The organism is Kriegella aquimaris, assembly GCF_900103215.1.
Lineage (GTDB): Bacteria > Bacteroidota > Bacteroidia > Flavobacteriales > Flavobacteriaceae > Kriegella > Kriegella aquimaris.
On sequence record NZ_FNGV01000002.1, the window covers coordinates 251,950 to 276,013 of the forward strand.

Here is a 24,064-nt window from a genome sequence, read left to right on the forward strand (position 1 = left end):
TTTAAAAGAATGTTTATGAGTAAAACCGTACTTATTACCGGCGCTACTAGTGGAATTGGTAAAGCCACCGCCGAACTTTTTGCAACGAAAAAATTTAATCTTATTTTATGTGGTAGACGTCAAGATCGGCTTGATGAACTAAGTAAAGCCCTCGGTAAGCAAACGAAGGTTCTTACCTTGAATTTTGATGCGCGAGATAGAAATTCCGTAATCAAATCGATAAATTCACTACCTGAAGATTTTTCGACCATTGATATTTTAATTAACAATGCCGGTAATGCCCATGGGCTGGATCCAATTGAGAGTGGAAGCATTGACGATTGGGATGCCATGATCGATATTAATGTAAAAGGGCTGCTCTATGTTTCCAAGGCAGTGATTCCGAAAATGATTGAAAAGAAATCGGGACATATTATAAATATTGGGTCGACGGCAGGGAAAGAGGTTTACCCCAAAGGAAACGTATACTGTGCTAGCAAACATGCCGTTGATGCCCTGACGAAGGGTATGCGAATAGATTTGAACCAATATGGCATTCGTGTAGGGGCAGTAAACCCTGGGGCGGTCGAAACCGAATTCAGTAACGTGCGATTCAAAGGAGACGATGAAAAGGCGGCCGATGTTTACAAAGGGTTTCAGCCTCTTGTTGCTGAAGATATTGCAGAAACGTTGCTCTTTGTAGTCACACGACCCCCACATGTGAACATTGCAGATCTGATAGTAACACCAACGGCACAAGCATCTGCCACTATTTGGAAGAAAGACCAATGATTAACAAACGGCTATTGGTAAAGAACTTGCTCGCCCATAATGACGAGAATAGTTTTTACGACAAGAAACGCTTTATTGATATTGGCCAAAAGGAGGGAAAAGGAAAATTTCTTAAACACGTTTGTGCCTTGGCCAACAGCAACCCTAAAAACAACTCGTTTATTGTCATTGGGGTAGAAGATGAAGACAACAAAATTGTCGGAGTTGATTTTTTTGATGATAGCAAGATTCAGAATTTGGTCAATGCCTATTTAGATAATCCTCCGTTGATATCATATGAGAACATTCCGTTTCCCCATTTGCCCGAAGGCAAAGTTGTTGGGCTGGTTACCATTAGGTCCAATGGAAAGGTTTGTGCGCTTCGAAAAAATATCTGGAAATATTATGGGGGGGCTGTTTTCTTTCGTGAAGGAAGTATCAGCATGCCAAAGGCATATGGCATTGAACTAAAAAATATCAATGCCGATGTCGTGGCTACAATTGAACAGCATGCACGTAATAATATAGAACTCACCTTAGATGGAGTTATTGATTTTATCAATAACCGCCATAAAGACCTTGAAAGTAGTTATAAGGTTTTTAAGGAACAATTTGTTGTCTGTTGGGCCGGAAACCGAAAGAAGGTAAAAGACAACGTTTATTATTCTAGGGTCGATATTGAACTGATCAACGAACAGGTAAAATTGTTTTATTCAACCTTGGATGAAATCACTATTACTTATGATGAACAGTCTTTTTCTACGATGGAGTATGTACAACTTGGGCTTGGTAAAAATCAGGCTTACTACCCTTTGGAAAAAATGGTGCTTACTTTTGACGATAATGGTACATATCAAATACAGAGTGATTTAATTTTCGAACCTCCTCAATTCGATAAGAAAACGTTGCACCATATCTACAATGTCAACAACACCTTACTTCATAAAGTAAAAAATAAAATGGAAGTTAAGCCGTCGGAAAGAGAAGATCTTAAGAACCTTCCCGACACCTATCTGATTTGTTATCTAAATGGATTTGAAGAGGCAATAGATCAAATGGAAATTGCAAGGCCATTACTCAAGCAATATGATGACAAAATCTATGCTTCATTGAAAGAGGCATTACGGATTTTAAGAAAAGTGAGATATAATTAAAGACGTAGCAGCCGTACGATAAAAATAATTTTTTTGATTTGTTTTTTTATCAAATTATGAGCTTTCCATTCTTAGAAATAGGTAGTCATCCTCTTTGCGCACTTTAAAGAAATGCCTATCTTTTTGAAAAATTTAAAACAGCAGTAAGATGGACATATTCAACGAGATCAAAAAGAAACTCAGTCACGAATTTATAGACATTATCGAGTGGTTGGACAATACCAATGACACGATTGTACATCGGTTTGAACGCTATCAGAATGAAATTAAGAACAATGCGCAACTAATTGTTCGAGAAGGTCAGACCGCTGTTTTCATAAATGAAGGACAACTGGCCGATATTTTCAAGCCGGGCACCTATACCTTGAATACTAAAAACTTACCGGTTTTAACGACCTTAAAAGGTTGGAAGTATGGTTTTGACAGTCCGTTTAAGGCGGAAGTCTATTTTGTAAATACGCACCTTTTTACTGATGAGAAATGGGGAACCAAAAACCCGATTATGCTTAGTGATGAAAGGTTTGGCCTAGTCGAAATACGAGCCTTTGGCACCTACAGTTTCAGGATAAATGATCCAGGCAAATTTGTTGTCGATGTGGTGGGCACAGACGGAAATTTTACCAATTTCGAGATAAATGAACATTTAAAGAGTCTGGTCGTCACCCGTTTTACCGATACGGTCGGTGAGGCGAATCTGCCCATTGAACTATATGCGGCAAATACGAGCGAACTATCGGAAACGTGTCGTGAAGTAATGCAACCCGAATTTGGGCGTGTGGGTATAGAATTGGAAAAATTCTATATTGAAAACGTCTCCATGCCCGAGGAACTTAAAAAAGAAATTTTTGAGTATAGCCGATTAGATAAACTTGATATGACCAAGCTTGCCCAGTTCAAGGCCGCGAAGGCAATGGAAGCGGCTGCCAAAAATGAAGGTGGTACCGCAGGTGCAGGTATGGGTATGGGCATGGGTTTTGTACTTGCGCAACAAATGGGAAATATGATGAACCCGCAAGCAGCACAACAACCCTTTGGTGGACAGCAGCCGCAAGCGATTGCCCCACCGCAGGTACCCACACAAGTCATGTACTTTTATGCTACTTCAGGCCAACAGATGGGTCCGGTCTCTTTTGAAAAGCTAAAGGAACTTTTTGCCGCAAGAACGATAAATAGAGATTCTTTGGTTTGGAAACAGGGCATGGCCAATTGGACAGCCTTAAAAGAGGTAGAAGAACTTAAATCGTTTTTAGGAGGGAATACCCCACCCCCGCTACCAACAGCATAGCATTTCGTTCGAAACGGATGCAGTGAAGGAGACGAATCCTTTTAATCGATACTATAGATAAGCAATATGTCCGAACTATTTACTTCAAAAAATCCCCATTATTCTTGGGAATGATAGGTGTTGTTCATGGAAGAAACGAAAAAATCGGAAAGCAAAAAGTCGTGCGCCAATTGTGGTGCAGAAATGAAATTCAAACCCGGCTCAAATCAGATAAAATGTGAATATTGCGGTTATGAGGAGTTTATAGAACAGGCCAAAAGCAGTTTTGAAGAACTAGAATTAGAGCACTATTTAAAGGTTGTGGGCGAGAATGCGTTTACTCAGACCATCGACTTGCTCAACTGTAAGAATTGTGGAGCCAATCAGCATGTTGAGGAAAATTACAAGTCATTGAATTGTGTGTATTGTGGTGAGCCTTTGATTCGGGAAGATGTTGAAAAGGAAGGCTGGATTTTACCCGGGGCTGTTCTCCCCTTTCAATTGGACAAAAAAAAGGCCCTTGGTATTTTCAAAAATTGGGTAAAAGGTATTTGGTTCGCCCCCAACAATTTAAAAAAGGCATCCATCGATGCTGAAGGGCTTCACGGACTCTATGTGCCTTATTGGACATTCGACTCCAATCTGTATGCCTCATATCAAGGGGAACGCGGCGATTATTATTATGAGACACAACGAGTCAGAACAAAAAATGGAACCCAGACACGACAGGTACGAAAAACAAGGTGGTCACGTGCATCAGGCACCGTAAACGGTTTTATTGATGATATATTAATCAATGCTTCTCAAAAGAAACGAAGAGACCTTCCTTCTAAGATCGCTTTTTGGAACGTTAAGGAACTTGTGCCCTTTGACTCGAATTACCTATCAGGTTTTGTCACGGAAAAATATACGGTCTCATTAAAAGAGGGGCATCATCAATCGTTTCAGGAAGCAAAGAAGATTGCATACCAATGGATCCGCAGAGATATTGGGGGAGATACCCAAAGAATCCATCATGCTGATATCAAGTTGAACGATGAAACGTTCAAGCATATTTTGCTCCCCGTTTATATCAGCTCATATCGCTATAATGGTAAAGAGTATCAGTTCTATATCAATGGTCAAACCGGCACGTTAAGTGGAACAAGACCCTACTCTTTTTGGAAAATTTTCTTTTTGGTTCTCTTTATTCTTGTAATAGCCGCTATAATTGCGATTTTTGCACAATGAGTTCAAGAATATTAGCTATAGGAGATATACACTCGGGACTAAACGCCTTGAAGCAGTTGCTTCAAAAAGCCGAGGTTACAACAAAAGACAAGCTTATTTTTTTAGGGGATTATGTTGACGGATGGAGTCAAGCGGTTGAGACTGTTGACTTTTTGCTCAATCTTAAAACTACCCATAACTGTGTTTTTTTAAGGGGAAACCATGATGAACTATGTTACGATTGGCTTCGTGATGGTGAAGACAATCCGCTTTGGTTACAACATGGGGGTAGGGCTACAATGGCTTCTTATGAGCAAGCAAGTAAAAAAACTATTGAGGCACATATGTACTTCTATGAGAATCTGGAAAATTATTATCTAGATTCCGAGAATAGACTTTTCTTACATGCGGGCTTTACCAATCTCAAAGGTATTGACCACGAATACTTTAAAAAAACCTTTTACTGGGATCGAACACTTTGGGAATTGGCACGCTCCTTAAACCCTGCGCTGTCAAAAACCGATGCGTACTATCCACAACGTTTACGGAATTATGAAGAGATTTATATAGGTCATACCCCAATTTCAAAAACGGGCCTGGCTGTACCTGAAAGAGCGGCAAATGTATGGAATATTGATACCGGTGCAGCCTTTAAGGGACCGCTTTCCATGATTGATGTAATTACTAAGGAGGTATATCAAAGCAATCCCGTATATACATTTTATCCGCAAGAAAATGGCAGAAATTAAAAATTGCTGTTATTTTAAATGATTTTACTATATTATTGACGAAATTTGTAAAAAAGCATAGAATGCCCACAAAGAATATAAGATTAGAGGTAATGCAGGCGATAGAGCCTCAGGTGGAGGGATTTATGGAATCATTCTTGATTCCCATCGAAGATATATGGCAACCGTCTGATTTTCTTCCCAATTCGGAGAACGAAGGATTTTTAGATGCTGTGGCCGACTTACGTGGAGAATCGAAAGAACTGGGGTACGATTTTTGGGTTACCATGGTCGCAGATACGATTACCGAAGAGGCGCTTCCAACATATGAATCTTGGCTGATGGATGTTGAAGGAATCGATCAACACGGGGAGAATAAAACAAATGGATGGTCTAAATGGGTGCGTGCCTGGACTGGTGAAGAAAACCGTCATGGTGATGTGCTAAATAAGTACCTCTACCTATCAGGAAGAGTGAATATGCGCGAGGTAGAGATTACGACCCAACATTTGATTTCTGATGGTTTTGATATCGGTACCGATAGAGATCCTTATAAAAACTTCGTTTACACCTCTTTTCAAGAACTGGCAACGAATATTTCGCACAAAAGGGTTGGTCAGATGGCAAAGAAAAAAGGAAATGTGCTTTTAGGTAAAATGTGTACCATCATAGCTGGGGATGAGATGAGGCATCATTTAGCTTACAGAGAGTTTGTGAAGACAATAATGGGAGAAGATCCTTCGGGTATGATGTTGGCTTTTGCAGATATGATGAAGAAAAAAATTGTGATGCCCGCCCATTTTTTAAGGGAATCAGGCGGAACTATCGGAACGGCCTTTGAAAACTTTTCGAATTGCGCGCAACGCTTAGGGGTATATACGGCCCAAGACTATATTGAAATACTTGAGAAACTGAATGCCTATTGGCAAATAGATTCTGTAAGAAGTCTTTCAGATGAAGCAGAAAAGGCAAGGGATTACTTGGTGAAATTACCAGATCGTCTGCAGCGCATATCAGAACGAATACAGCATCCTAAGGATCAGTACCGTTTTAAGTGGGTCGAGGCTAACGGAATGATTTAAGTTTTTTATTAACATATATAGGGGAAATCCGGTTCATAAACGAATCGGATTTTTTTTATGATACACCTATAACTTTCCGTGGTCATGTTCGTCTTGCCATCTGGCCAATTCGACCCATTTGCCCTCAAAGCACATTTTTGCCTGCATTGGCCAAGATGCCGGGTCATGAACTTTAAAGCGACTGCCGCCTTCCCTTAAAATTTCTTGACATTGGGCTACTGCTGTTTCCGATAGTGATTTCCATGTGCTTATTCCTGCATTGCGGAACATTTCTTCTATTTTAGGCCCAATACCCTCAATAATTTTCAGGTCATCTTCTTTTACGGTTTTTCCCATTACCGCTTTTGCTGTAGTAGCATCAAAGGAAACGAGTGCGACCACGGGTACAACCGATTCTACAGGTGGCTCGATTTGGGAAGAAAGCCGCGCTTTGCAAGCATCAAGATCGGTCTGTAATTTGGCAATTTCCTTTTCAAATAACACAAGGTTCCCCGAATTATCGACCGAGGTATTTTTCCCTTTGCCATAGCGATACCCGAAATAGGCACAAAGAGCCCCTATCAAAACGGTCAAAATCCAGTATCCGATGGTTACAGTTGAAAAATCCATATGTTTTCTATTTAGGGTTCATCTGCCATATATAATACTCGATGTTCGGGCAGATTCAAATATATCACGCTTCAATTATATTTCATTTAGTTTTCTGATTAGCAATGTATTAAAAAAACTTTAAAAAAATCCGAAAAAGGTGTTTCCAAATTATTAAATTAAATAACCTTCAAAAACATATCGGTTTGAATATCAAGCCTGAGAAATTTCAGGGGTTTGAATGTTTTTATATTCAATCGGGATTAATTCGTTACGTTTTGGAATTTAATAAAGAGAAGAATAACTCTTGATACAAAGGCCGCAATTATTGTTGTTGGATTGATAAGACATCGATAATAGCGAAGTCGCAAACTTCCAATTTCTATATTTTACCATTCGAACATGGCTTTGCCATGGTCATACATTTTATTTCCCCTGTTATACAAAAGTGCTTGTAATCAGTTGGTTGCTGGATTATTTTTAAGGTAATACAAATTGATAAACATATGAATTATGAAAATTACTATAAATATATTCAAGATGGGGCTATTGATATTGGCAATTGTTTTGACCTCCAGTGCAAGAGGCATAGTGAGACCATTGTTGGTGCCGAAGCGAACTCTGGGCAAAACAAACTTTAACGGAAACCAGAATAACTTAAATTAACTTGCCAATATTTTATGGTCCGCTTCCATTTAATAGGTTTAAGTTGGTAATTACTACTTCAATTTTGGCTTATATGCCAGCTAATCAATTCTTTATTTAGAAAGTATAGTCTAAACTATTTCTGTTCTGAAAAAGTATTTTCAGATATCTCCCCTTCGAATATTTATGTTGTTTTCTTTGATTCCTGAATAAACTTTCTGTTTCCAATCGATTTAAAAAGGTTGTTTTACCAATTATACAAAAATGCACTACAACTATACAAGCTACCAAGACGTGGATACATAAGTAACTGAAAGTCATACCTTGAATATGTATTTTTAAGTATTGAAAGATTAGAGAAACAATCAAAATGAAAACTAAGATGATACATTTTTTGACGTTTTGCTGTATGGTATTAGTATTAGGAGCGCAAGCGCTACTAAAGGGTAGTTGGACGGTCGAAGAAACGAAACCCATTAAAACCGATCAAGGTAATAAAGATTAAGATTCCGTAAGTCATGCGGAATCGCGGAAGATAGTTGTTTGAGTTAGTTTAGTTAGTGTTTAAGAAACCGCTGTATTTTCTAAAAAATTGCCGATCGGGGGAACGGGCAAAAAAAGGGAAGTACAGCGGTTTTTCTGTATGTAGACGGGAAAATTTTGACAAGGTGTTAACCTTTATCGTGACCGGAACATTAATAAATAAAGAAGTATGAAGTATAATTATACCGGCCAACCAAAGCCTTTTAGCATCCGGAACTAAAATGCTACTGGAAAAAATTGGCAGCAAAAAGCCCCTGATCGTTTGAGCCAGTTGCGCTTTTTGACGTAATGAAGGAGCTAAACGGCCAGGAGCTTTTTGCTATCAGGTATTTTTATAATGTACCGTGCTTTATCACGAAGTTGGAAATATGACTTAATTGCCCGCTGTTTGTTTTGACTTGCCGATCGGGGGAACGGGTAAGTTGAATTACAGCGGGTTTATGTTTTACGTTTCAAACAGCATATTTACTATAAATCAAATTTGATTCCCTGCGCCAAAGGCAATTCGGTAGTATAGTTAATTGTATTGGTTTGGCGACGCATATATACTTTCCAAGCGTCTGAACCACTTTCACGCCCTCCCCCTGTTTCTTTTTCGCCTCCAAAAGCACCACCTATTTCGGCACCTGATGTTCCTATGTTTACATTGGCAATGCCACAGTCACTTCCCGAAACGGAAAGAAAACGTTCTGCTTCCCTAAGATTATTTGTCATAATAGCGGAAGACAGGCCCTGAACCACTCCGTTTTGTATTTCGATGGCATTTTCGACATCCCCGGAATATTTAAGAAAATAAAGCACTGGTGCGAATGTTTCATGTTGTACGATTTCAAAATGGGGTTGGGCTTCTGCTATAGCAGGTTTTACGTAACAACCGCTTTCGTAACCATGGCCTTCCAGCACCCCTCCTTCGACTATCATGTTTCCGCCTTCATCTACAACTTTTTGCAAAGCCTTTTTGTACATAGCGACCGCATCGGTATCTATTAACGGGCCAACATGGTTGCTCTCGTCCAAAGGGTTTCCTATACGTAGTTGTTGATAAGCTTTGACCACTGCATTTTTCACCTTGTTATAAATCGATTCGTGTATTATCAACCGCCTTGTTGAGGTGCAGCGTTGTCCTGCTGTGCCGACGGCTCCAAAGACAGCGCCGATAACGGTCATTTTGATGTCAGCATCGGGCGTCACAATAATGGCATTGTTTCCGCCAAGTTCCAACAACGATTTTCCCAAGCGGGCGGCCACGGTCTGTGCAACAATTTTTCCCATTCGAATGGAACCTGTTGCCGAGACCAATGGCACTCTTTTATCAATGGTCATAAACTCCCCGACTTTGTAATCTCCGTTGATAAGACAAGAGATACCTTCAGGAAGATTGTTTGCCTTAAGAACTTCAGCGGCTATATTTTGACAAGCGATTCCGCACAAGGGCGTTTTTTCCGATGGTTTCCAAATACAGACATCACCACAGATCCAAGCTAGGGCGGTGTTCCAAGCCCATACGGCTACTGGAAAGTTGAATGCCGAAATAATGCCCACCACTCCCAAGGGGTGATATTGCTCGTACATTCTATGACCTGGTCGTTCAGAATGCATGGTAAACCCGTGTAGTTGTCTTGATAGACCGACCGCAAAATCACATATGTCTATCATTTCCTGTACTTCGCCAAGTCCTTCTTGATAACTTTTCCCCATTTCATAAGAGACCAACTTACCCAAAGGTTTTTTAAGTTCTCGAAGCTTATCACCGAATTGGCGTACAATTTCACCTCGTTGCGGAGCCGGTTTGCTGCGCCAAGACTTAAAAGCTTGGGTCGCCGTATTCATAACCTTATCATAATCGGCCTTTGATGTCGTTTTTACCTTGGCTATTAATGCGCCATCTACCGGGGAGTGTGAAGAAATTGTCGTCCCGGATGCAAATTTTATTGAACCGGAAGAGGTTCCATCATTGATGGCCTCGATGCCCAATTTTTTAAGGGCTTCGTCAATACCGAATACGGATGCAATTTTTGACATTTTATAACTTTTTATATGAGTATTGTTAGATTTAAGACAAAGCTACAAATAATAGCTGTCTTCCAATGCCAAGGGAACTAGATTCAGCTTATAAGAAGTAGTATGGCCAAGATGGCAGGAAGAGCCTGTATGAAGAATATTTTCTTTTCGACGGTCAATGCGCCATAAATGCCGGCAATCGAAACACAGATTAAAAAGAAAAGCGAAATATTAGTTTTCCAAACAGGGTTGTCTATAAGAAAAGTCCAGATGAGGCCTGCGGCCAAAAATCCATTATACAGGCCTTGATTGGCTGCCATTGGCCTTGTGGGTTCGAACAGCTCTGGAGGAAAGTTTTTGAATATCTTTCTTCCTTTGGTTGTCCATGCGAACATTTCGAAATATAAAAAATAAAGGTGCAAAAGTGCTATAAAACCAATCAATACATCGCTGACTACCCTCATAATTAGTATAAAACTGTTGGTGATTTTAATTGTACTAGAATACTTAAGTATATCATACAATATATGAATTTAAGCGATGTCAATCGCACTACATTTCAGCCTTATTTGCAAAGGCGACCTTAAAACGGCTGCCCGTTTCATCAGATTCGTATGATAGATTTGCCGAAATTTGTCGGCATAAAGAACGTATTATTTCAAATCCGATACCACTTGCTTTCTTGATATCAAAATCTTTTGGCAACCCTTTGCCGTTATCGTAGACCACAAGTTCAACTTCCCCATCATAGCTTTTTACCTCGATATTTAATTGATTTGATTTTGCGGGATCTTCATAGGCATGTTTCAACGCGTTGGTCACGAGTTCTGAAACAATAAGTGCCAAGGGCACCGCATGATCTAAATCAATAGATATTTCAGGACAATCGATGTTGTAGTTGACCGATGGGTATACCTTTTTCTGATAAGCCATCAAATCGACGAGATATTCATATAGATTAACCGCTTTGGAATCTCTATCTTGATAAATTTTTTGGTGAGTCATTGCAATCGCTAAAATACGGGCTTGACTATCTTCCAAAGCTGTAATGGCCTCTTTGCTTGATAGTTTCCTTTTTTGCATGTTCATTAGACTCGAAGTAATTTGAAGGTTATTTTTTACGCGGTGGTGTATTTCGCGCAATAGGTTTTCCTTCAATTCATTGGACTCTTCCAATTCAGCTGTTCGCAGTCTCACTTTAGCCTCCAATCGGCGGTTATAATTATCGCGTTTTCGAATTATTGAAGCAATCAGAAAAGTAGCTAAGAGTGTTAGAAATGCTGCAACGTATGATTCATAAGCATGGGGAAAGGAAAGATGTTGGGCCTTAGCGACGAAACGTACTTCCCAAAGATGATTTGCCGCTTTCAACTCTACCGGCAAGACTTCTGTCTTCGATTTTTTCCCTATCTGTTCACTTTTTTCGCCACTGGAATACAAAAGGGTGTTGTCGCCTTTTTCATAAATGGCTATATCTAGAACTTTAAGTTCTGAGGCCAATATTTGTTCAATAAACATGTCCATTCGATATACCCCGACAACAATTCCCTTCACGCTATCCGATGCGGGGTGAAAGACGGCTTTTACTGCTAAAAAACCACTGGAGACATTGTTTTTTGCCACGAGTTCAATGGGGCCTGAAATAGAGAGTTTAGTGGTTTCAATAGCAGTGTCGATAGCATGTTTTCTAACGCTTTCGAAGTACGTATCATAACCCAAGGCATCGCGTAAAGGCTCTAGCGGGTTGAGAAGTTCTATGGGGAAATAAACTTCTCTTCGCTCTGAACCGATAAACTTGTTGTTGGGGCCCATTTGCAGAATGAAAGGTGGATTATTGCCATTTTTTTCGGTTCTTCTGAAATATTCTTCTTTGGAAATGTCCAACACTTTTGGCGACCACTCTAACGCACCTATTCCGTAGAGTTGGGTTAAAAATGGATTGGTAAATTTTTCAAAAACCTCTTGGGTAATACTAGTTTTTCTTTTGTTCTCAAAAAAGAAACCCATGGATTCTAGAACCAGGTTGATTTTATTGATTTCCTCAGAAAGACGCAAGACTACTTTTGACTTGGCACTTTCAATGGTAGCCTTTTCTTGTTGAATATACTTGTCATTGATGGCAAAAAAAAGATAAAGAGATATCGAAACTCCAGTAAATAGTACTGTAAAATATTTCAGGATTTGCCTTCTCGTCATAATAGTGCAAGATAAGTAATCTCGTAACAAAGAGATAACAATAAGGCTAGTGAAACCCTTACTTTTCTTTTTTCAAATTTTTTGCTCAAACTAGCCTATAAACCTGGGGTCAACCGGCATCAGAGTGCCACAATTATCACAGGTACGAAGTTCTTCGGAGTTATAGAAATGTTTAAAATGACCCAAAAAATCTTTTTCAATGTCGTTTAAGGTGAAATAAACTTCATATAATTTATGGTTGCAATTATCGCAAAACCAAAGAAGTCCGTCATCGACGTTCATATCTGCCCGCTTTCGTTCTATGACCAAGCCTATCGAACCTTTATGGCGAACGGGTGAGTGGGGAATTTTTGCAGGGTGTAAATACATGTCTCCAGGCCCAAGTTCCATGGTTTTCCGTTGACCGTTTTCTTGAATATGAACCTCGATATTTCCTTCCAGTTGATAAAAAAGTTCTTCAGTCTCATTGTAATGATAGTCCTTACGAGCATTGGGTCCGGCTACTACCATAACTATATAGTCGCCGGCGTCTTTATATAAATTTTTGTTTCCAACAGGAGGTTTAAGAGTGTCTCTGTTTTCGTCGATCCATTTATTCAGGTTGAAAGGGGGTTGTATTGCCATTGTTTTCCAAGTATAAAGTTCATGACCATAGGTAGTTTGTGAACCCTCACCTAAAACTATCCATTACCGGTCAGCTCATCAAAATTAAGAAAACAAATGTGATTTAAGTTACTATTACTTTAAACAGCTCTGCAAAGCGGCATATGAGTCCCATTCTACATAAGATGAGTGAAAGTGTTTCGATAAAAAGCGAAAGAGATTTACTGCTAATTTAAGATTTAGCGGAAAAAAAGTTGGGTGAAATAAAATTTACCCTGCACATCTTTCTTGACACTGACGGCCGTATGGGTGAATTCACCTTCAATCGTCTTTCGATGGTTAGCGCTATCAAGCCAGTTTTCGAAGGCCTCGACTGCTGTTGCATAATCTTTGGCAACATTCTCGGCTACATATTCGGCATTTTCTTGAGAAGATATACTTGATGCCCTTGCACTAAAATTATCATGGCTTAGATTGCCCTTGGCAATCATATAATCAGTATGTTCATTGGCATAGATATAGGCAACGGAACTGAATTCTAAAGCCGTGACACCCAAAGCTTCCCGGTGGTCATTAACAACTTTGAGCAATTCGCTCTCTACTTCGACATTGTTTTCAGCAATAGGTTCGTCAGCAATTTGTATCGATTCTTTACTACAGGATATCGCCAAAAATGCAAACAAGACCATGAAGGAATGGTGCAATCGTATCTTCATAATAGTGTTCTTAAAGCAAACAGGTGTTCTAAACCTAAGTAGGTAGTAAATGGGGATTCTCGTACTCGAGAACAAAAAATATACGTTGATAGGGGAAGAATCAACAATGTAATATTAATGAATATATCACCTGCCGTCATGTTAAATGAACTTTTTTCGATGAACTGCGCTTTTCGAAAAAATTGTTGTAATCTAAATAATACAATCCTTATAATCCTTAAGACAATGTCTAAGGAAAATACGATTTACTTGTGGTAAGTCGGCTGTACAATTATACCTCTGAATTGAACGTTTTCTCAAATTTCAGATTGCCATTGACTTTTAAGTGCATCCATAGAAATTAAGTAAATTTACAGAACTAAAACAATCTGCGAGTATGCGCATAAGAGCAGTAGTTGTACTATTTCTAATAATTCTTTTGGGATGTACATCAAAGAAAGACAATAAGCCAGAACAATTTGATAACCCCGACAATTTTCGGGCATACATTTCTGAAGTAAGCCACGGAATTATTTCTACTCAATCTAATGTTCGTGTGGTATTGAACCAGCCCGTGGCATCATGGAGCGGGGGTGATGAACTAAATTCGAAGCTGTTTCAGGTCTCTCCAGATATGAAGGGGAAAGTCGTTGCCCTCAATGATAGAACTATTGCTTTTATTCCTGAAAACGGATTCAATCAAGACACCGAATACAGCTTTACATTGGCCTTGCAAACTATTCTCAAGGAAGTTCCTGATGTGTTAAAAACATTGACCTTTGGGGTTAAAACGCTGAAACAGCAATATAATGTCTATACCAACGCATTACAATCATATTCTAAGGAGCTGCAATTTATCGAGGGACAATTGCGCAGTGCTGACCAGCTTTCGTTGGAAACCGCAAAACAACTGATCAAAGTCGAACAAAATGGTAAATCGATTCCAATATATTTCGAAAGCGCACCAAAAAAGGGAACGCAGTTTTTTTTTAAGATTGATAGTATATCACGCTTAGAAGAAGATTCAAAATTGGAGATTGCTTGGGAAGGTTCTGATTTTAAGATTGAAAGTTCAGGAAAGAATACGATTAAAATCCCTGGGAGAAACAATTTTACTGTTTTGGGAGCTTCGGTTGAAAGTGGAGCAAACCAGTCGGTGCTCGTGAGTTTTTCCGATCCCATAAGAAAAAGCCAGAATTTCGAAGGTCTTGTGGTTTTAGAAGGTGATAGTGATCTCAAATATTCGGTAGATGGCAACACCTTGAAAGTCTATCCTTCCATAGAAATAAAAGGCACGGCCAATCTCGAAGTTTTCGAAGGTATTGAAAGTGTTGATGGTCATAAACTAAAAATCAAATTTGAGGAACATATCGCTTTCGAGCAGGTGAAGCCACAGGTACGTTTGCTGTCCAATGGAACTATTCTGCCTTCGTCCAGCAATTTGAAAATTAATTTTGAAACAGTAAGTCTAAAGGCTGTAGATGTTTCGATATTAAAAATATATGAAAATAACATCCTGCAATTTTTGCAGGGCAACAACCTTGATGGCAATTATAATTTGAGGGCAGTGGCCCGCCCTATAGCTACGAAGAAAATTAATATCTCGACCGAAGGGTCAAGTGCACAGTCAAAATGGACGGCACATGCCTTGGACCTTAAGGAGCTCATTTCCCCTGAGGTAGGGGCTTTGTACCGTGTTGAATTTAACTTTAAGCCATCTTATAGTAACTTTAGTTGTGCTTCGAATAATTTTGAGCCAGAACTCGATGGCACCGAGAATTTTGACGAGGAAACAGAGGATAGTGCTTGGGACGGAATTGAAGGCTACTATGATGACACGTATTATAACTATGATTGGAACGAACGTGAAAACCCTTGCCATACTTCCTATTATTACGATAAAAAAATTGGTATCAACGTGTTGGCTTCTGATATTGGTTTGACGATAAAGAAAGGGGCAAACAAAAGCTATTTTGTTGCGGTCAACGATATTCTGAATACCAACCCAGTTGCAGGGGCTAAAGTTGTTTTTTATAACTTTCAACAACAGGTCATGGGTCATGTAATTACCGAAGCTGATGGTACTTCGGTTTTTGATGCGGACCGATTGGCCTATTTTGCCATTGCAGAATATAACGGTCATAAGACTTATTTAAAATTGAATGATGGCAATGCACTTTCGATAAGCAAGTTTGATGTGTCAGGGGTAAAATTGCAGCAGGGTATCAAAGGTTTCATTTTTGGCGAACGGGGTGTCTGGCGTCCTGGTGATCCTATTTACCTTTCATTTATGTTGAACGATAATACCAACAAATTGCCTGAGAACCATCCGGTGAAATTAGAATTTCTCGACCCATATAATAAAGTGATACATCGGGAAATTAAAACACAGGGGTTGAATAATTTTTATCAGTTTGATTTGATAACCGATGAGAATGCACCGACGGGCAATTGGTTGGTCAAAGTATCGGTCGGCGGGGCGTCTTTTACAAAGACAATTAAAATCGAGACGATAAAGCCCAACCGATTGAAGATTATTGCTGATTTTGAAGAAGAATTGCTTAACGGAGGCACTCCGATATCGGGCAAGCTTGAAGTAAAATGGTTGCATGGGGCGATAGCAAAAAATTTAAAGGCAGATATTACGGCAAAATTTAATCCATCGACTACCACTTTTAAGACGTTTCCAGGTTTTGTTTTTGATGACCCTACTCGAATTTTTTCAACGGAGGATCAAGTTGTTTTCGATGGAAAAATCGATGCTTTTGGCAAGGCCAATTTTAGTATCAATCCACAATTGACTAGTAAGGCGCCTGGTATGTTGAATGCTGTTTTTATCACGAAAGTCTATGAAAATGGAGGTGATTTTAGCACCGATGTGTTTACTAAGTCCTATTCTCCATATACAACATACCTTGGGTTGAGCACACCAAAAGGCGATAAGGAACGGGGTATGCTTTTGACCGATACACCGCATACTTTTGAAGTAGTTTCAGTTGATGGAAAAGGAAGCCCCATACCAACAAAAAACCTCAAAATGACCGTTCACAAGGTAAATTGGCGCTGGTGGTGGGATACCTCAGCAGATAACCTCAGTAATTTTAATAGCAGTAATTATCGAGAAAAAGTCTTTGAAAAAACACTGAATACGGATTCAAGCGGAAAGGCATCATTTGATTTTGAACTGAAGTACCCCGCATGGGGGCGTTATTTGGTGCGCGTTGAAGATGAAAAAGGAGGGCATGCTACCGGGAAGACGGTTTATATAGACTGGCCGGGCTGGGCAGGGAAATCTAGGAAAAATGACCCTTCTGCCGCCACAATGTTAGTGTTTTCTACAGATAAGGAACAGTATAAGGTAGGAGAGACGGCCACCGTAACTTTTCCTAGTTCTGAAGGTGGTCGGGCTTTGGTGACCATTGAAAACGGCAGCGAAGTTTTAGAATCACGTTGGGTTGAAACGGAGCCGGGAGAGACAAAATTCGACATAGCAATCAATGAATTATACACACCGAACGTATTTATCAATATCGCGTTGTTACAAGCCCATGCCACGAGCATAAACGATTCGCCGATTCGATTGTACGGAGTGGTAGGTATCGGAGTAGAAAATCTTGAAACAAAGCTACAACCTGAAATTTCTATGTCCGCGTTATTGCGGCCCGAGGAGAATATTGAAGTGAAAGTGAGCGAAAAGCAGGGCAAGGTGATGACCTATTCGATAGCCATCGTAGATGAAGGACTTTTAGACTTGACCCGTTTTAAAACGCCTAATCCTTGGGAGGTATTCTTTGCAAAAGAAGCATTGGGGGTAAAAACTTGGGATGTTTACGATGACGTTATCGGTGCTTTTGGCGGTCGTATCGATCAAGTTTTTGCGATTGGAGGCGATGGCGAACTCGCAGGGGCCAAAAATAAAAAAGCAAATCGTTTTGAACCTATGGTGGTACATTTGGGGCCTTATGAATTAAAGGCAGGAGAGACCAAATCTCATACGGTCAAAATTCCGAAATACGTGGGCTCGGTACGCACAATGGTGGTCGCCCAAAACTCGGAAAAAGAAGCCTATGGAAGTACGGAAAAAACCACTCCCGTACGCAAGCCTTTAATGGTCTTGGCTTCATTGCCGCGAAAAATAACCCCTGGTGAGAAAGTGACATTGCCCGTTACGGTCTTCGCAATGGAAAAGAAAGTCAAAGACGTAACCATAAAACTTCAAAAGAATCAATCTTTCAATATAATTGGTGAAGCCGTCCAAAGATTGACATTTACACAGCCAGATGAAAAAATGGCTTATTTTGAGTTGGAGGTCATTGATTTTAAAGGCATTGGAAAAGTGATTGTTGAGGCATCGGGTAATGGAGAGAACGCCTCTTTTGAAATTCCCATTGACGTTGTCAATCCCAATCAGGTAACTACGGAAGTTCAAGAGGTAATTTTGGATGCCAATAGTGAAAGCTCGGTAGCCTTAAAAACCTTCGGTGTTTCTGGAAGCAACGCGGCGCAGATTGAATTTTCGACTTTGCCTCCTATGAATTTCAATGGACGGATGCAGTATTTGATTCGTTATCCGCACGGATGTGTCGAGCAGACCACTTCCGCTGCCTTTCCACAATTGTTCTTGGCCGATATCTTTGATGTGGATGCCTCCCGGAAAAACCAAATACAACAGAATTTGGAAAATGCCATTCAACGTTTGGGTGGGTTCCAGAATAGTAACGGCGGGTTTTCCTATTGGCCAGGGCAACCACAGGCCGACGATTGGGGTACGACTTATGCCGGTCACTTTTTATTGGAAGCGGAAAAGAAAGGGTATGTGCTTCCGATCGGGTTTAAATCAAGCTGGGTAAAATTCCAACAAAATATGGCTAAACAATGGCGTTCCGGATCCCGCAATTCTGATTTGGCACAAGCTTATCGATTGTATACGCTGGCGTTTTCAGGAAATGCCGATGTGGCAAGTATGAACCGTTTGCGTGAAACAAACGAACTCTCCAATGAGGCCATGTTCCGATTAGCGGCGACCTATGCACTGATAGGTCAGGCAAATGTTGCGAATACCTTATTGCATAGTGCTTCCCTAGATTTTGACCAATACACACATAATGCCTATACCTATGGCTCTTCAGACCGTAATAGGGCGATGGCCTTGGAGACTTTTGTATTACAAAAAGACAAGGCGAGGTCTCAGCAAATGGCAAAGACTTTGGCGAGAACCCTGAGTGAAAAACGTTGGATGAGTACCCAAAGCACGGCGTATAGCCTTCTGGCCATGGCAAAATTTGCCGAATTGGTAGGTGGAAAGGGTATTGAAGCAAGTATGCTGATAAACGGTACTTCGGAAAGTGTAAGTACGTCAAAGACTTTGGCGCACCGAAATCTGAACATCAAAAATGGTGATAATAGCATTTCTCTCAAAAATGAAGGACAGAACACACTTTATGTAAGCGTTGTAAGTAGTGGTATTCTGCCAGTGGGCGATGAAAAGACAGTACAACGCAATCTCAAAGCAAGTATGGTTTTTAAGGGTCGAAATGGTTCTCCAATCGATGTTTCACAAATAATGCAGGGTACCGATTTTGTAGGAGAGGTAACTTTGACCAATACCACGGGCAACGCTATAAAAGATATGGCCTTGACGGAAATTTTTCCGAGTGGCTGGGAAATTGTAAATACCCGCTTTACCGATTTCGGGGAATTCGCTGACAACCAAGTAACCTATACTGACCTTCGTGACGATCGTGCCTATTTTTATTTTGACATGGAAAAAAACGAGACCAAAACCTTTCGTATACTTCTAAACGCTTCCTATTTAGGGCGCTATTATTTACCAGGAATTCAAGCGGAGGCCATGTACGATAATGATTATGCCGTACGCACTAAAGGGCAATGGGTTGAGGTGGTTCAATAGCGGAAGGTACGTTTTCTCGAGTTTATAAGAGGTTATGAAGCAATTGCCTTTGAGTCCGACAGATTTTTGGCCCATGCAATGGCGTTCTCTAAGCTTGAGAAACGTTCTATTTCGGTCTGTACAAAAAGCTTCTCCAAAAGGGCATTGTAATGCCCAGATTGGCTGTAGCTTATAATTCCGTACCCCTTTAATCGCTTGCTAAACTTAAAAAAATTAAGCCAACCTGTCGGTTTGCATGAGTAATCATTTATTCGATTGGTTATGTATACCAAATCACTACCATCATTATCATAAAGTTCTGATATTATGGTACTTGCCTTTTTTCCATGGTCTTCCCAACTATATATAATATCTTCATGCACCTCGGCAACCACAAAACCATCAAAGAGGAAATAGTTGCCAAACGGAAGATTGAGTACTTGTATAGCTTCCTTGTAAAATGGAGAATTTTTTATACTATTCAAAATCAGTTGTTTTAGGATTTCTCGGCAAGATCAAGAAAAAATTGAAAATTCAACAGTTTCTTCGGTTAAAGGCTCCGATATTCTTTGGACTGTCGGTTTTCATGATTGTATAAGGTGCTGATAGCCTATAGGTTTACAGGTTTATATGTAAGGGTAATTGAGCTCATTTATGCTCAATGGTCATAAAAGTTTAAAGGGTAGACTTGCTTTGGTAAAACAGCTTTTTTTATAAAACGGCGATATTTATTTTTCTTTTTAGATGAAGCCTCTACCAGTACAAAACATTGGTGCGTTGTGTTCAATCGCTCTCTGAAGTGTCCGCTTCCTTTAAAACCTTGGCAAATACAAAAGCACCTATTTCTTTAATAGGTTCATAGAGTACCGATTCCTGTACCTTTTCGTTTGGCACCAGGCCTGTTGAGGTGTTTAAACGATCAAAGAATATTAATAGAGCCCCAAGTATTACGGCAACCTTTAATGCTCCAAAAATTGCTCCTGCAATTTTATTGAGCAGTCCCAGCATGGCAAAGTCCGCAATTTTAGTGAGAAATTTTCCTGCGATTTGAACCACCATAACTATGGCAATAAACGTAATGATAAAAGCGGCGATATTGATATATCGCTCTTCCCAATCTATATGTTGAGAGAGATAATCCCCGGCATAATACGAGAAATGGATAGCTCCGAAGATACCCGCGATTAAAGCGATAATAGAAGCAATCTCCACAAAAAGTCCATTTTTAAGACCTTTCCATAGACCATATAGCAAGAGTAGGCCCAAAATAATATCTAAAAAACCCATAGTCGAACGTTTATGTAAAAGTAGTATTTTGATTTGTACCTTTGTAGATTAAAGCTTGCTCCTTCGAATTCGATGCTAAAGGAGCGAGATATTAGGGTAGGTGGATGCCAGCTAAGGCCTATTTATTCGATAGGATTATATACCCATCTTTACCATAAAACAAAAGCTTAAAAAATAAATGTCAAGAGACGTACAACTTAAAGAACGCTGGAAAGTACTTGTGGAGAAGCTTTCTGCACAATTTGCCGACAGTGACCCTTTAGAATTGGATGCCATTATCTATTTGGTGGGCGTTCAAGAGTTAGGGCAGTACCATAGAAAATATAAAAAAGACGACAAACTAGACCTCATGCATATTGCCATATGCCGATTATTGGAACCTTATGGATATTATGAATTCGATTTTTTTGACGAAGAAGGCTGGCCCCATTATACGATAAAGGAAGAATTACCTGCCCTAAAAGCCGGGGAACAGTCCGTTTTGATGAAAGAGGCCATTGTGGGCTACTTTTTGGAGAAAGAGTATATTAACTGATGTCATTTCGAACTTGTCTGCCAATGGCGGGCAATGTGATGAAATCGGTTTGTCCGTATCTTGGAAGCTCTTAGAATGAAAACAGCTATTTTGCGTGATAGAACAGATTCACGCGCTATGCTCGGAACGACAAAACATGAAAACCAAACCACCCTATTACGCCGTAATCTTTACGAGCCAAAAAACCGAAACAGACGAGGGTTATGCTGAAATGGCTCAAAAAATGGAGGTATTGGCCAAACAGCAACCGGGTTATATCGACATGGAAAGCGCCCGGGACGAGGTAGGTATTACCATAAGTTATTGGGGAAGTTTAGAGGCCATAGCCAACTGGAAATCCAATGCCGATCACTTGTTCGCCCAACAAAAAGGTATTTCTGATTGGTACGCCTGGTACAAAGTGCGTATTTGTTTAGTCGAACGGGAATATGAATTTGAAAAATAACAAGAAAAGGGGAGCGTTGTCAATTTTCAATGACCAGTCAAGTTTCATGCAATGGGTCAAAAAACATCTTAAAAAATTGACACTTTTGATGTTTCTTTTAACAGCCTACAATTTTTGCCTTCCAAAACAATTGTTCAACGATCCTACGGCCACGGTTATCGAGAGTCAATCGGGCACCTTGTTAGGCGCCATGATTGCTGATGATGGCCAATGGCGATTTCCTGTGGCTGATAGTGTTCCCAATAAGTTTAAGGAGTGCGTAGTGCAATTTGAAGATGCCTATTTTTATAAACACCCAGGGTTTAACCCTGTTTCAATAGTCAAGGCCTTGGTGGCCAATGTCTCTATAGGAAAAACCGTGCGTGGTGGAAGCACGATTACCCAACAAGTTATTCGGCTCTCTAGAAAAGGAGAAAAGCGATCTTATTGGGAGAAATTCATTGAATTGATTTTGTCCACCCGATTGGAACTTCGTTCATCAAAAGATGATATTCTAAAATTGTATGCTAGTCATGCGCCATTTGGCGGTAATGTTGTAGGTTTAGATGTGGCTGCTTGGCGGTATTTCGGACTCCAGCCACACCAATTGTCTTGGGCCGAATCGGCAACCTTGGCGGTGTTACCGAATGCTCCGAGTTTGATTTATCCGGGTAAAAACCAGTCGAAATTGTTGGCAAAAAGAAACCGGCTTCTTCAGAAATTATTAGATAGGGGAAGTATCGATAGTACAACTTACGAGTTGGCGTTGCTCGAAGAGTTACCTCAAAAACCCTATGCCTTGCCAAAGATAGCTCCTCATTTGGTACAGTACATGGTCAAACAGAACAAAGGGAAGCGTATTGCGACAACCATCGATAAAAATCTTCAGCGCAACGTCAATGCTATTGTTGAAAGGCATCACCAAGGTCTTCGACAAAATCAAGTTCACAATGCCGCTGTGTTAGTAATGAATGTAAATACGCGCCAGGTTCTTGCCTACGTAGGTAATACCCAAACGACGGCAGCCCATCAAAAAGATGTTGATATGGTTCAGGCAAACCGAAGTACGGGAAGTGTGATCAAACCTCTTTTATATGCCGCCATGTTAGATGCCGGGGAACTATTGCCTGATATGTTGGTGCCCGATGTGCCAACGCAGATTGCTGGCTATACCCCAGAAAATTTTAATGAAGATTATAGTGGTGCGGTGCAGGCAAAAAAAGCCTTGGCGCGTTCGCTAAATATACCTGCAGTGCGTTTACTACAATCATATGGGTTGGAAAAATTTCGAGATCAACTTGACCTTTTTGACCTTCGTGGGCTCAATAAATCTGCCGATCATTATGGGTTGACACTTATTTTGGGGGGTGCAGAAACGAACCTTTGGGACCTCTGCAAAACGTATGCAAATATGGCGTCGACCGTTAATCATTTTAATGATACTTCGAGCGAATATTTTTCGAATGAATTCACATCACCGGTACTTAAAAAAGACCAAGCAGTCGATTTTGCTTCTAAATCTATTCAAAAAACGATTTTTGACGCTGCCAGCATGTACCTCACTTTTGAGGCTATGAAGGAGGTCAATCGCCCTGAGGGAAGTGAATCTTGGGAATTTTTCGACAGCAGTAGAGAGATAGCTTGGAAAACGGGTACCAGTTTTGGTAATAAAGATGCCTGGGCCATCGGCCTGACAAAAGACTATGTAGTCGGTATTTGGGTCGGTAATGCCGATGGCGAGGGAAGGCCAAATGTAAGCGGGGTGAATAGTGCGGCCCCTATCTTGTTCGATGTGTTCGATGTACTTCCTAAAAGCAAATGGTTCTCAAAACCGTTGGACGAGTTTACCGATATAGAGATCTGTGCCGAAAGTGGTTATTTGGCTACGACCGATTGTCCTGCTATATCGATTGCTATCCCCAATAAACAAAATTTTGTAAGGTCTTGTGGTTACCACCAAATGATACAATTAGATGCCCAAAAACAATTTCGGGTGAATTCGTCATGTGCAGATCTGACAGAGACGGTTTCTAAATCGTGGTTTGTTTTGCCTCCCTTGATGGAGTTTTATTATAAAAGAACGCACCCTAGTTATAAAGTCTTGCCTCCATTTCGTTCCGATTGTAAAAGTACCAATGCTCCTCCCATGGCGTTTATTTATCCTAAAAATGGAAGCCGTTTGACCTTGGCCAAGAATTTCGATGGAAATAAAAATGAAATAGTGGTAAAATTGGTACATACAAAACCAGAGACAGAAGTGTACTGGTATTTGGACGATACCTTTATTGGTGAGACCAAAAACTTTCATGAAATGGGTATTTTGCCTTTGGGAGGAAAACATAAAATCACGGTGGTTGATGCGTTGGGGAACGAAATTGCCATTTCGATAAGCATAATCAATGAGCTTTGATATGGAAAGTTTAAGTATTATATTTAACAGTTCTCGAAATTTAGGGAACGGGTGCCTCCA

20 protein-coding genes are annotated in these 24,064 nt (G+C 40.2%); 12 read left to right on the plus strand and 8 right to left on the minus strand.

What is annotated here, in order from left to right; genetic code table 11:
* The first annotated feature begins 15 nt into the window (after positions 1–15).
* The 6 genes from BLS33_RS06200 (at position 16) to BLS33_RS06225 (ending at position 6,187) form a co-directional block, all read left to right on the plus strand.
* Positions 16–771 (plus strand): SDR family NAD(P)-dependent oxidoreductase, encoded by a 756-nt coding sequence (locus BLS33_RS06200; RefSeq protein WP_089887098.1) that lies wholly within the window; start codon positions 16–18, stop codon positions 769–771.
* Positions 768–1,904 carry an ATP-binding protein gene (locus BLS33_RS06205; protein ID WP_089886616.1) on the plus strand — a complete coding sequence of 379 codons (1,137 nt, stop codon included), beginning with the start codon at positions 768–770 and terminating at the stop codon, positions 1,902–1,904. The genes BLS33_RS06200 and BLS33_RS06205 overlap by 4 nt, the downstream gene beginning before the upstream one ends.
* Before the next feature lie 148 nt (positions 1,905–2,052).
* Positions 2,053–3,189 carry an SPFH domain-containing protein gene (locus tag BLS33_RS06210; protein WP_089886617.1) on the plus strand — a complete coding sequence of 379 codons (1,137 nt, stop codon included), beginning with the start codon at positions 2,053–2,055 and terminating at the stop codon, positions 3,187–3,189.
* Between the two features lie 126 nt (positions 3,190–3,315).
* Positions 3,316–4,398 (plus strand): TFIIB-type zinc ribbon-containing protein, encoded by a 1,083-nt coding sequence (locus tag BLS33_RS06215; protein WP_089886618.1) that lies wholly within the window; start codon positions 3,316–3,318, stop codon positions 4,396–4,398.
* A complete protein-coding gene (locus BLS33_RS06220) occupies positions 4,395–5,126 on the plus strand; it encodes a metallophosphoesterase family protein (RefSeq protein ID WP_089886619.1) in 732 nt (243 codons plus the stop codon). The genes BLS33_RS06215 and BLS33_RS06220 overlap by 4 nt, the downstream gene beginning before the upstream one ends.
* Before the next feature lie 62 nt (positions 5,127–5,188).
* A complete protein-coding gene (locus tag BLS33_RS06225; RefSeq protein ID WP_089886620.1) occupies positions 5,189–6,187 on the plus strand; it encodes an acyl-ACP desaturase in 999 nt (332 codons plus the stop codon).
* Between the two features lie 66 nt (positions 6,188–6,253).
* Here BLS33_RS06225 and BLS33_RS06230 read toward each other — a convergent pair whose 3' ends face one another.
* A complete protein-coding gene (locus BLS33_RS06230; RefSeq protein WP_089886621.1) occupies positions 6,254–6,796 on the minus strand; it encodes a hypothetical protein in 543 nt (180 codons plus the stop codon).
* A gap of 485 nt (positions 6,797–7,281) precedes the next feature.
* Between BLS33_RS06230 and BLS33_RS25285 the strand changes: the two genes are divergently transcribed.
* Both BLS33_RS25285 and BLS33_RS25290 read left to right on the plus strand, forming a co-directional pair.
* Positions 7,282–7,416, plus strand: coding sequence for a hypothetical protein (locus BLS33_RS25285; RefSeq protein ID WP_262495057.1), 135 nt, complete (start codon positions 7,282–7,284; stop codon positions 7,414–7,416).
* Between the two features lie 386 nt (positions 7,417–7,802).
* Positions 7,803–7,925, plus strand: coding sequence for a hypothetical protein (locus BLS33_RS25290; protein ID WP_262495058.1), 123 nt, complete (start codon positions 7,803–7,805; stop codon positions 7,923–7,925).
* 506 nt (positions 7,926–8,431) lie between these two features.
* On the opposite strand, the gene amaB is transcribed toward BLS33_RS25290, so the two are convergent.
* The 5 genes from amaB to BLS33_RS06255 form a co-directional block, all read right to left on the minus strand.
* Complete coding sequence (amaB, locus tag BLS33_RS06235; protein ID WP_089886622.1) at positions 8,432–9,985, minus strand: L-piperidine-6-carboxylate dehydrogenase; 1,554 nt, start codon at positions 9,983–9,985, stop codon at positions 8,432–8,434.
* Between the two features lie 83 nt (positions 9,986–10,068).
* Positions 10,069–10,428, minus strand: a complete 360-nt coding sequence (locus BLS33_RS06240) for a DUF1304 domain-containing protein (protein WP_089886623.1) — start codon at positions 10,426–10,428, stop codon at positions 10,069–10,071.
* Between the two features lie 88 nt (positions 10,429–10,516).
* The gene (locus BLS33_RS06245) at positions 10,517–12,160 is read right to left on the minus strand and encodes a CHASE domain-containing protein (RefSeq protein WP_089886624.1); all 1,644 of its coding nucleotides are present in this window, start codon (positions 12,158–12,160) and stop codon (positions 10,517–10,519) included.
* A gap of 90 nt (positions 12,161–12,250) precedes the next feature.
* A complete protein-coding gene (locus BLS33_RS06250) occupies positions 12,251–12,784 on the minus strand; it encodes a 3-hydroxyanthranilate 3,4-dioxygenase (protein ID WP_089886625.1) in 534 nt (177 codons plus the stop codon).
* 218 nt (positions 12,785–13,002) lie between these two features.
* Positions 13,003–13,479, minus strand: a complete 477-nt coding sequence (locus BLS33_RS06255) for a CAP domain-containing protein (RefSeq protein ID WP_089886626.1) — start codon at positions 13,477–13,479, stop codon at positions 13,003–13,005.
* A 376-nt stretch (positions 13,480–13,855) separates the two neighbouring features.
* Here BLS33_RS06255 and BLS33_RS06260 point away from each other — a divergent pair, with 376 nt between their 5' ends.
* Positions 13,856–19,369: an alpha-2-macroglobulin family protein gene (locus BLS33_RS06260; protein WP_089886627.1), complete on the plus strand. Its 5,514-nt coding sequence runs from the start codon at positions 13,856–13,858 to the stop codon at positions 19,367–19,369.
* A gap of 32 nt (positions 19,370–19,401) precedes the next feature.
* Here the strand turns inward: BLS33_RS06260 and BLS33_RS06265 are convergent, their stop codons facing one another.
* Positions 19,402–19,833 carry a hypothetical protein gene (locus BLS33_RS06265; RefSeq protein WP_245731306.1) on the minus strand — a complete coding sequence of 144 codons (432 nt, stop codon included), beginning with the start codon at positions 19,831–19,833 and terminating at the stop codon, positions 19,402–19,404.
* Positions 19,834–20,131: 298 nt separating this feature from the next.
* On the minus strand, positions 20,132–20,635 hold the full coding sequence (locus BLS33_RS06270) for a CvpA family protein (protein ID WP_089886629.1): 504 nt from the start codon (positions 20,633–20,635) through the stop codon (positions 20,132–20,134).
* Between the two features lie 178 nt (positions 20,636–20,813).
* Here BLS33_RS06270 and BLS33_RS06275 point away from each other — a divergent pair, with 178 nt between their 5' ends.
* The 3 genes from BLS33_RS06275 to pbpC all read left to right on the plus strand — a co-directional run bounded on the left by BLS33_RS06275 (position 20,814) and on the right by pbpC (position 24,004).
* Positions 20,814–21,170: a hypothetical protein gene (locus BLS33_RS06275; RefSeq protein ID WP_089886630.1), complete on the plus strand. Its 357-nt coding sequence runs from the start codon at positions 20,814–20,816 to the stop codon at positions 21,168–21,170.
* A 136-nt stretch (positions 21,171–21,306) separates the two neighbouring features.
* On the plus strand, positions 21,307–21,615 hold the full coding sequence (locus BLS33_RS06280) for an antibiotic biosynthesis monooxygenase family protein (RefSeq protein ID WP_089886631.1): 309 nt from the start codon (positions 21,307–21,309) through the stop codon (positions 21,613–21,615).
* Positions 21,616–21,661: 46 nt separating this feature from the next.
* Positions 21,662–24,004 (plus strand): penicillin-binding protein 1C, encoded by a 2,343-nt coding sequence (pbpC, locus tag BLS33_RS06285; RefSeq protein WP_245731330.1) that lies wholly within the window; start codon positions 21,662–21,664, stop codon positions 24,002–24,004.
* The last annotated feature ends 60 nt before the right edge of the window (positions 24,005–24,064 follow it).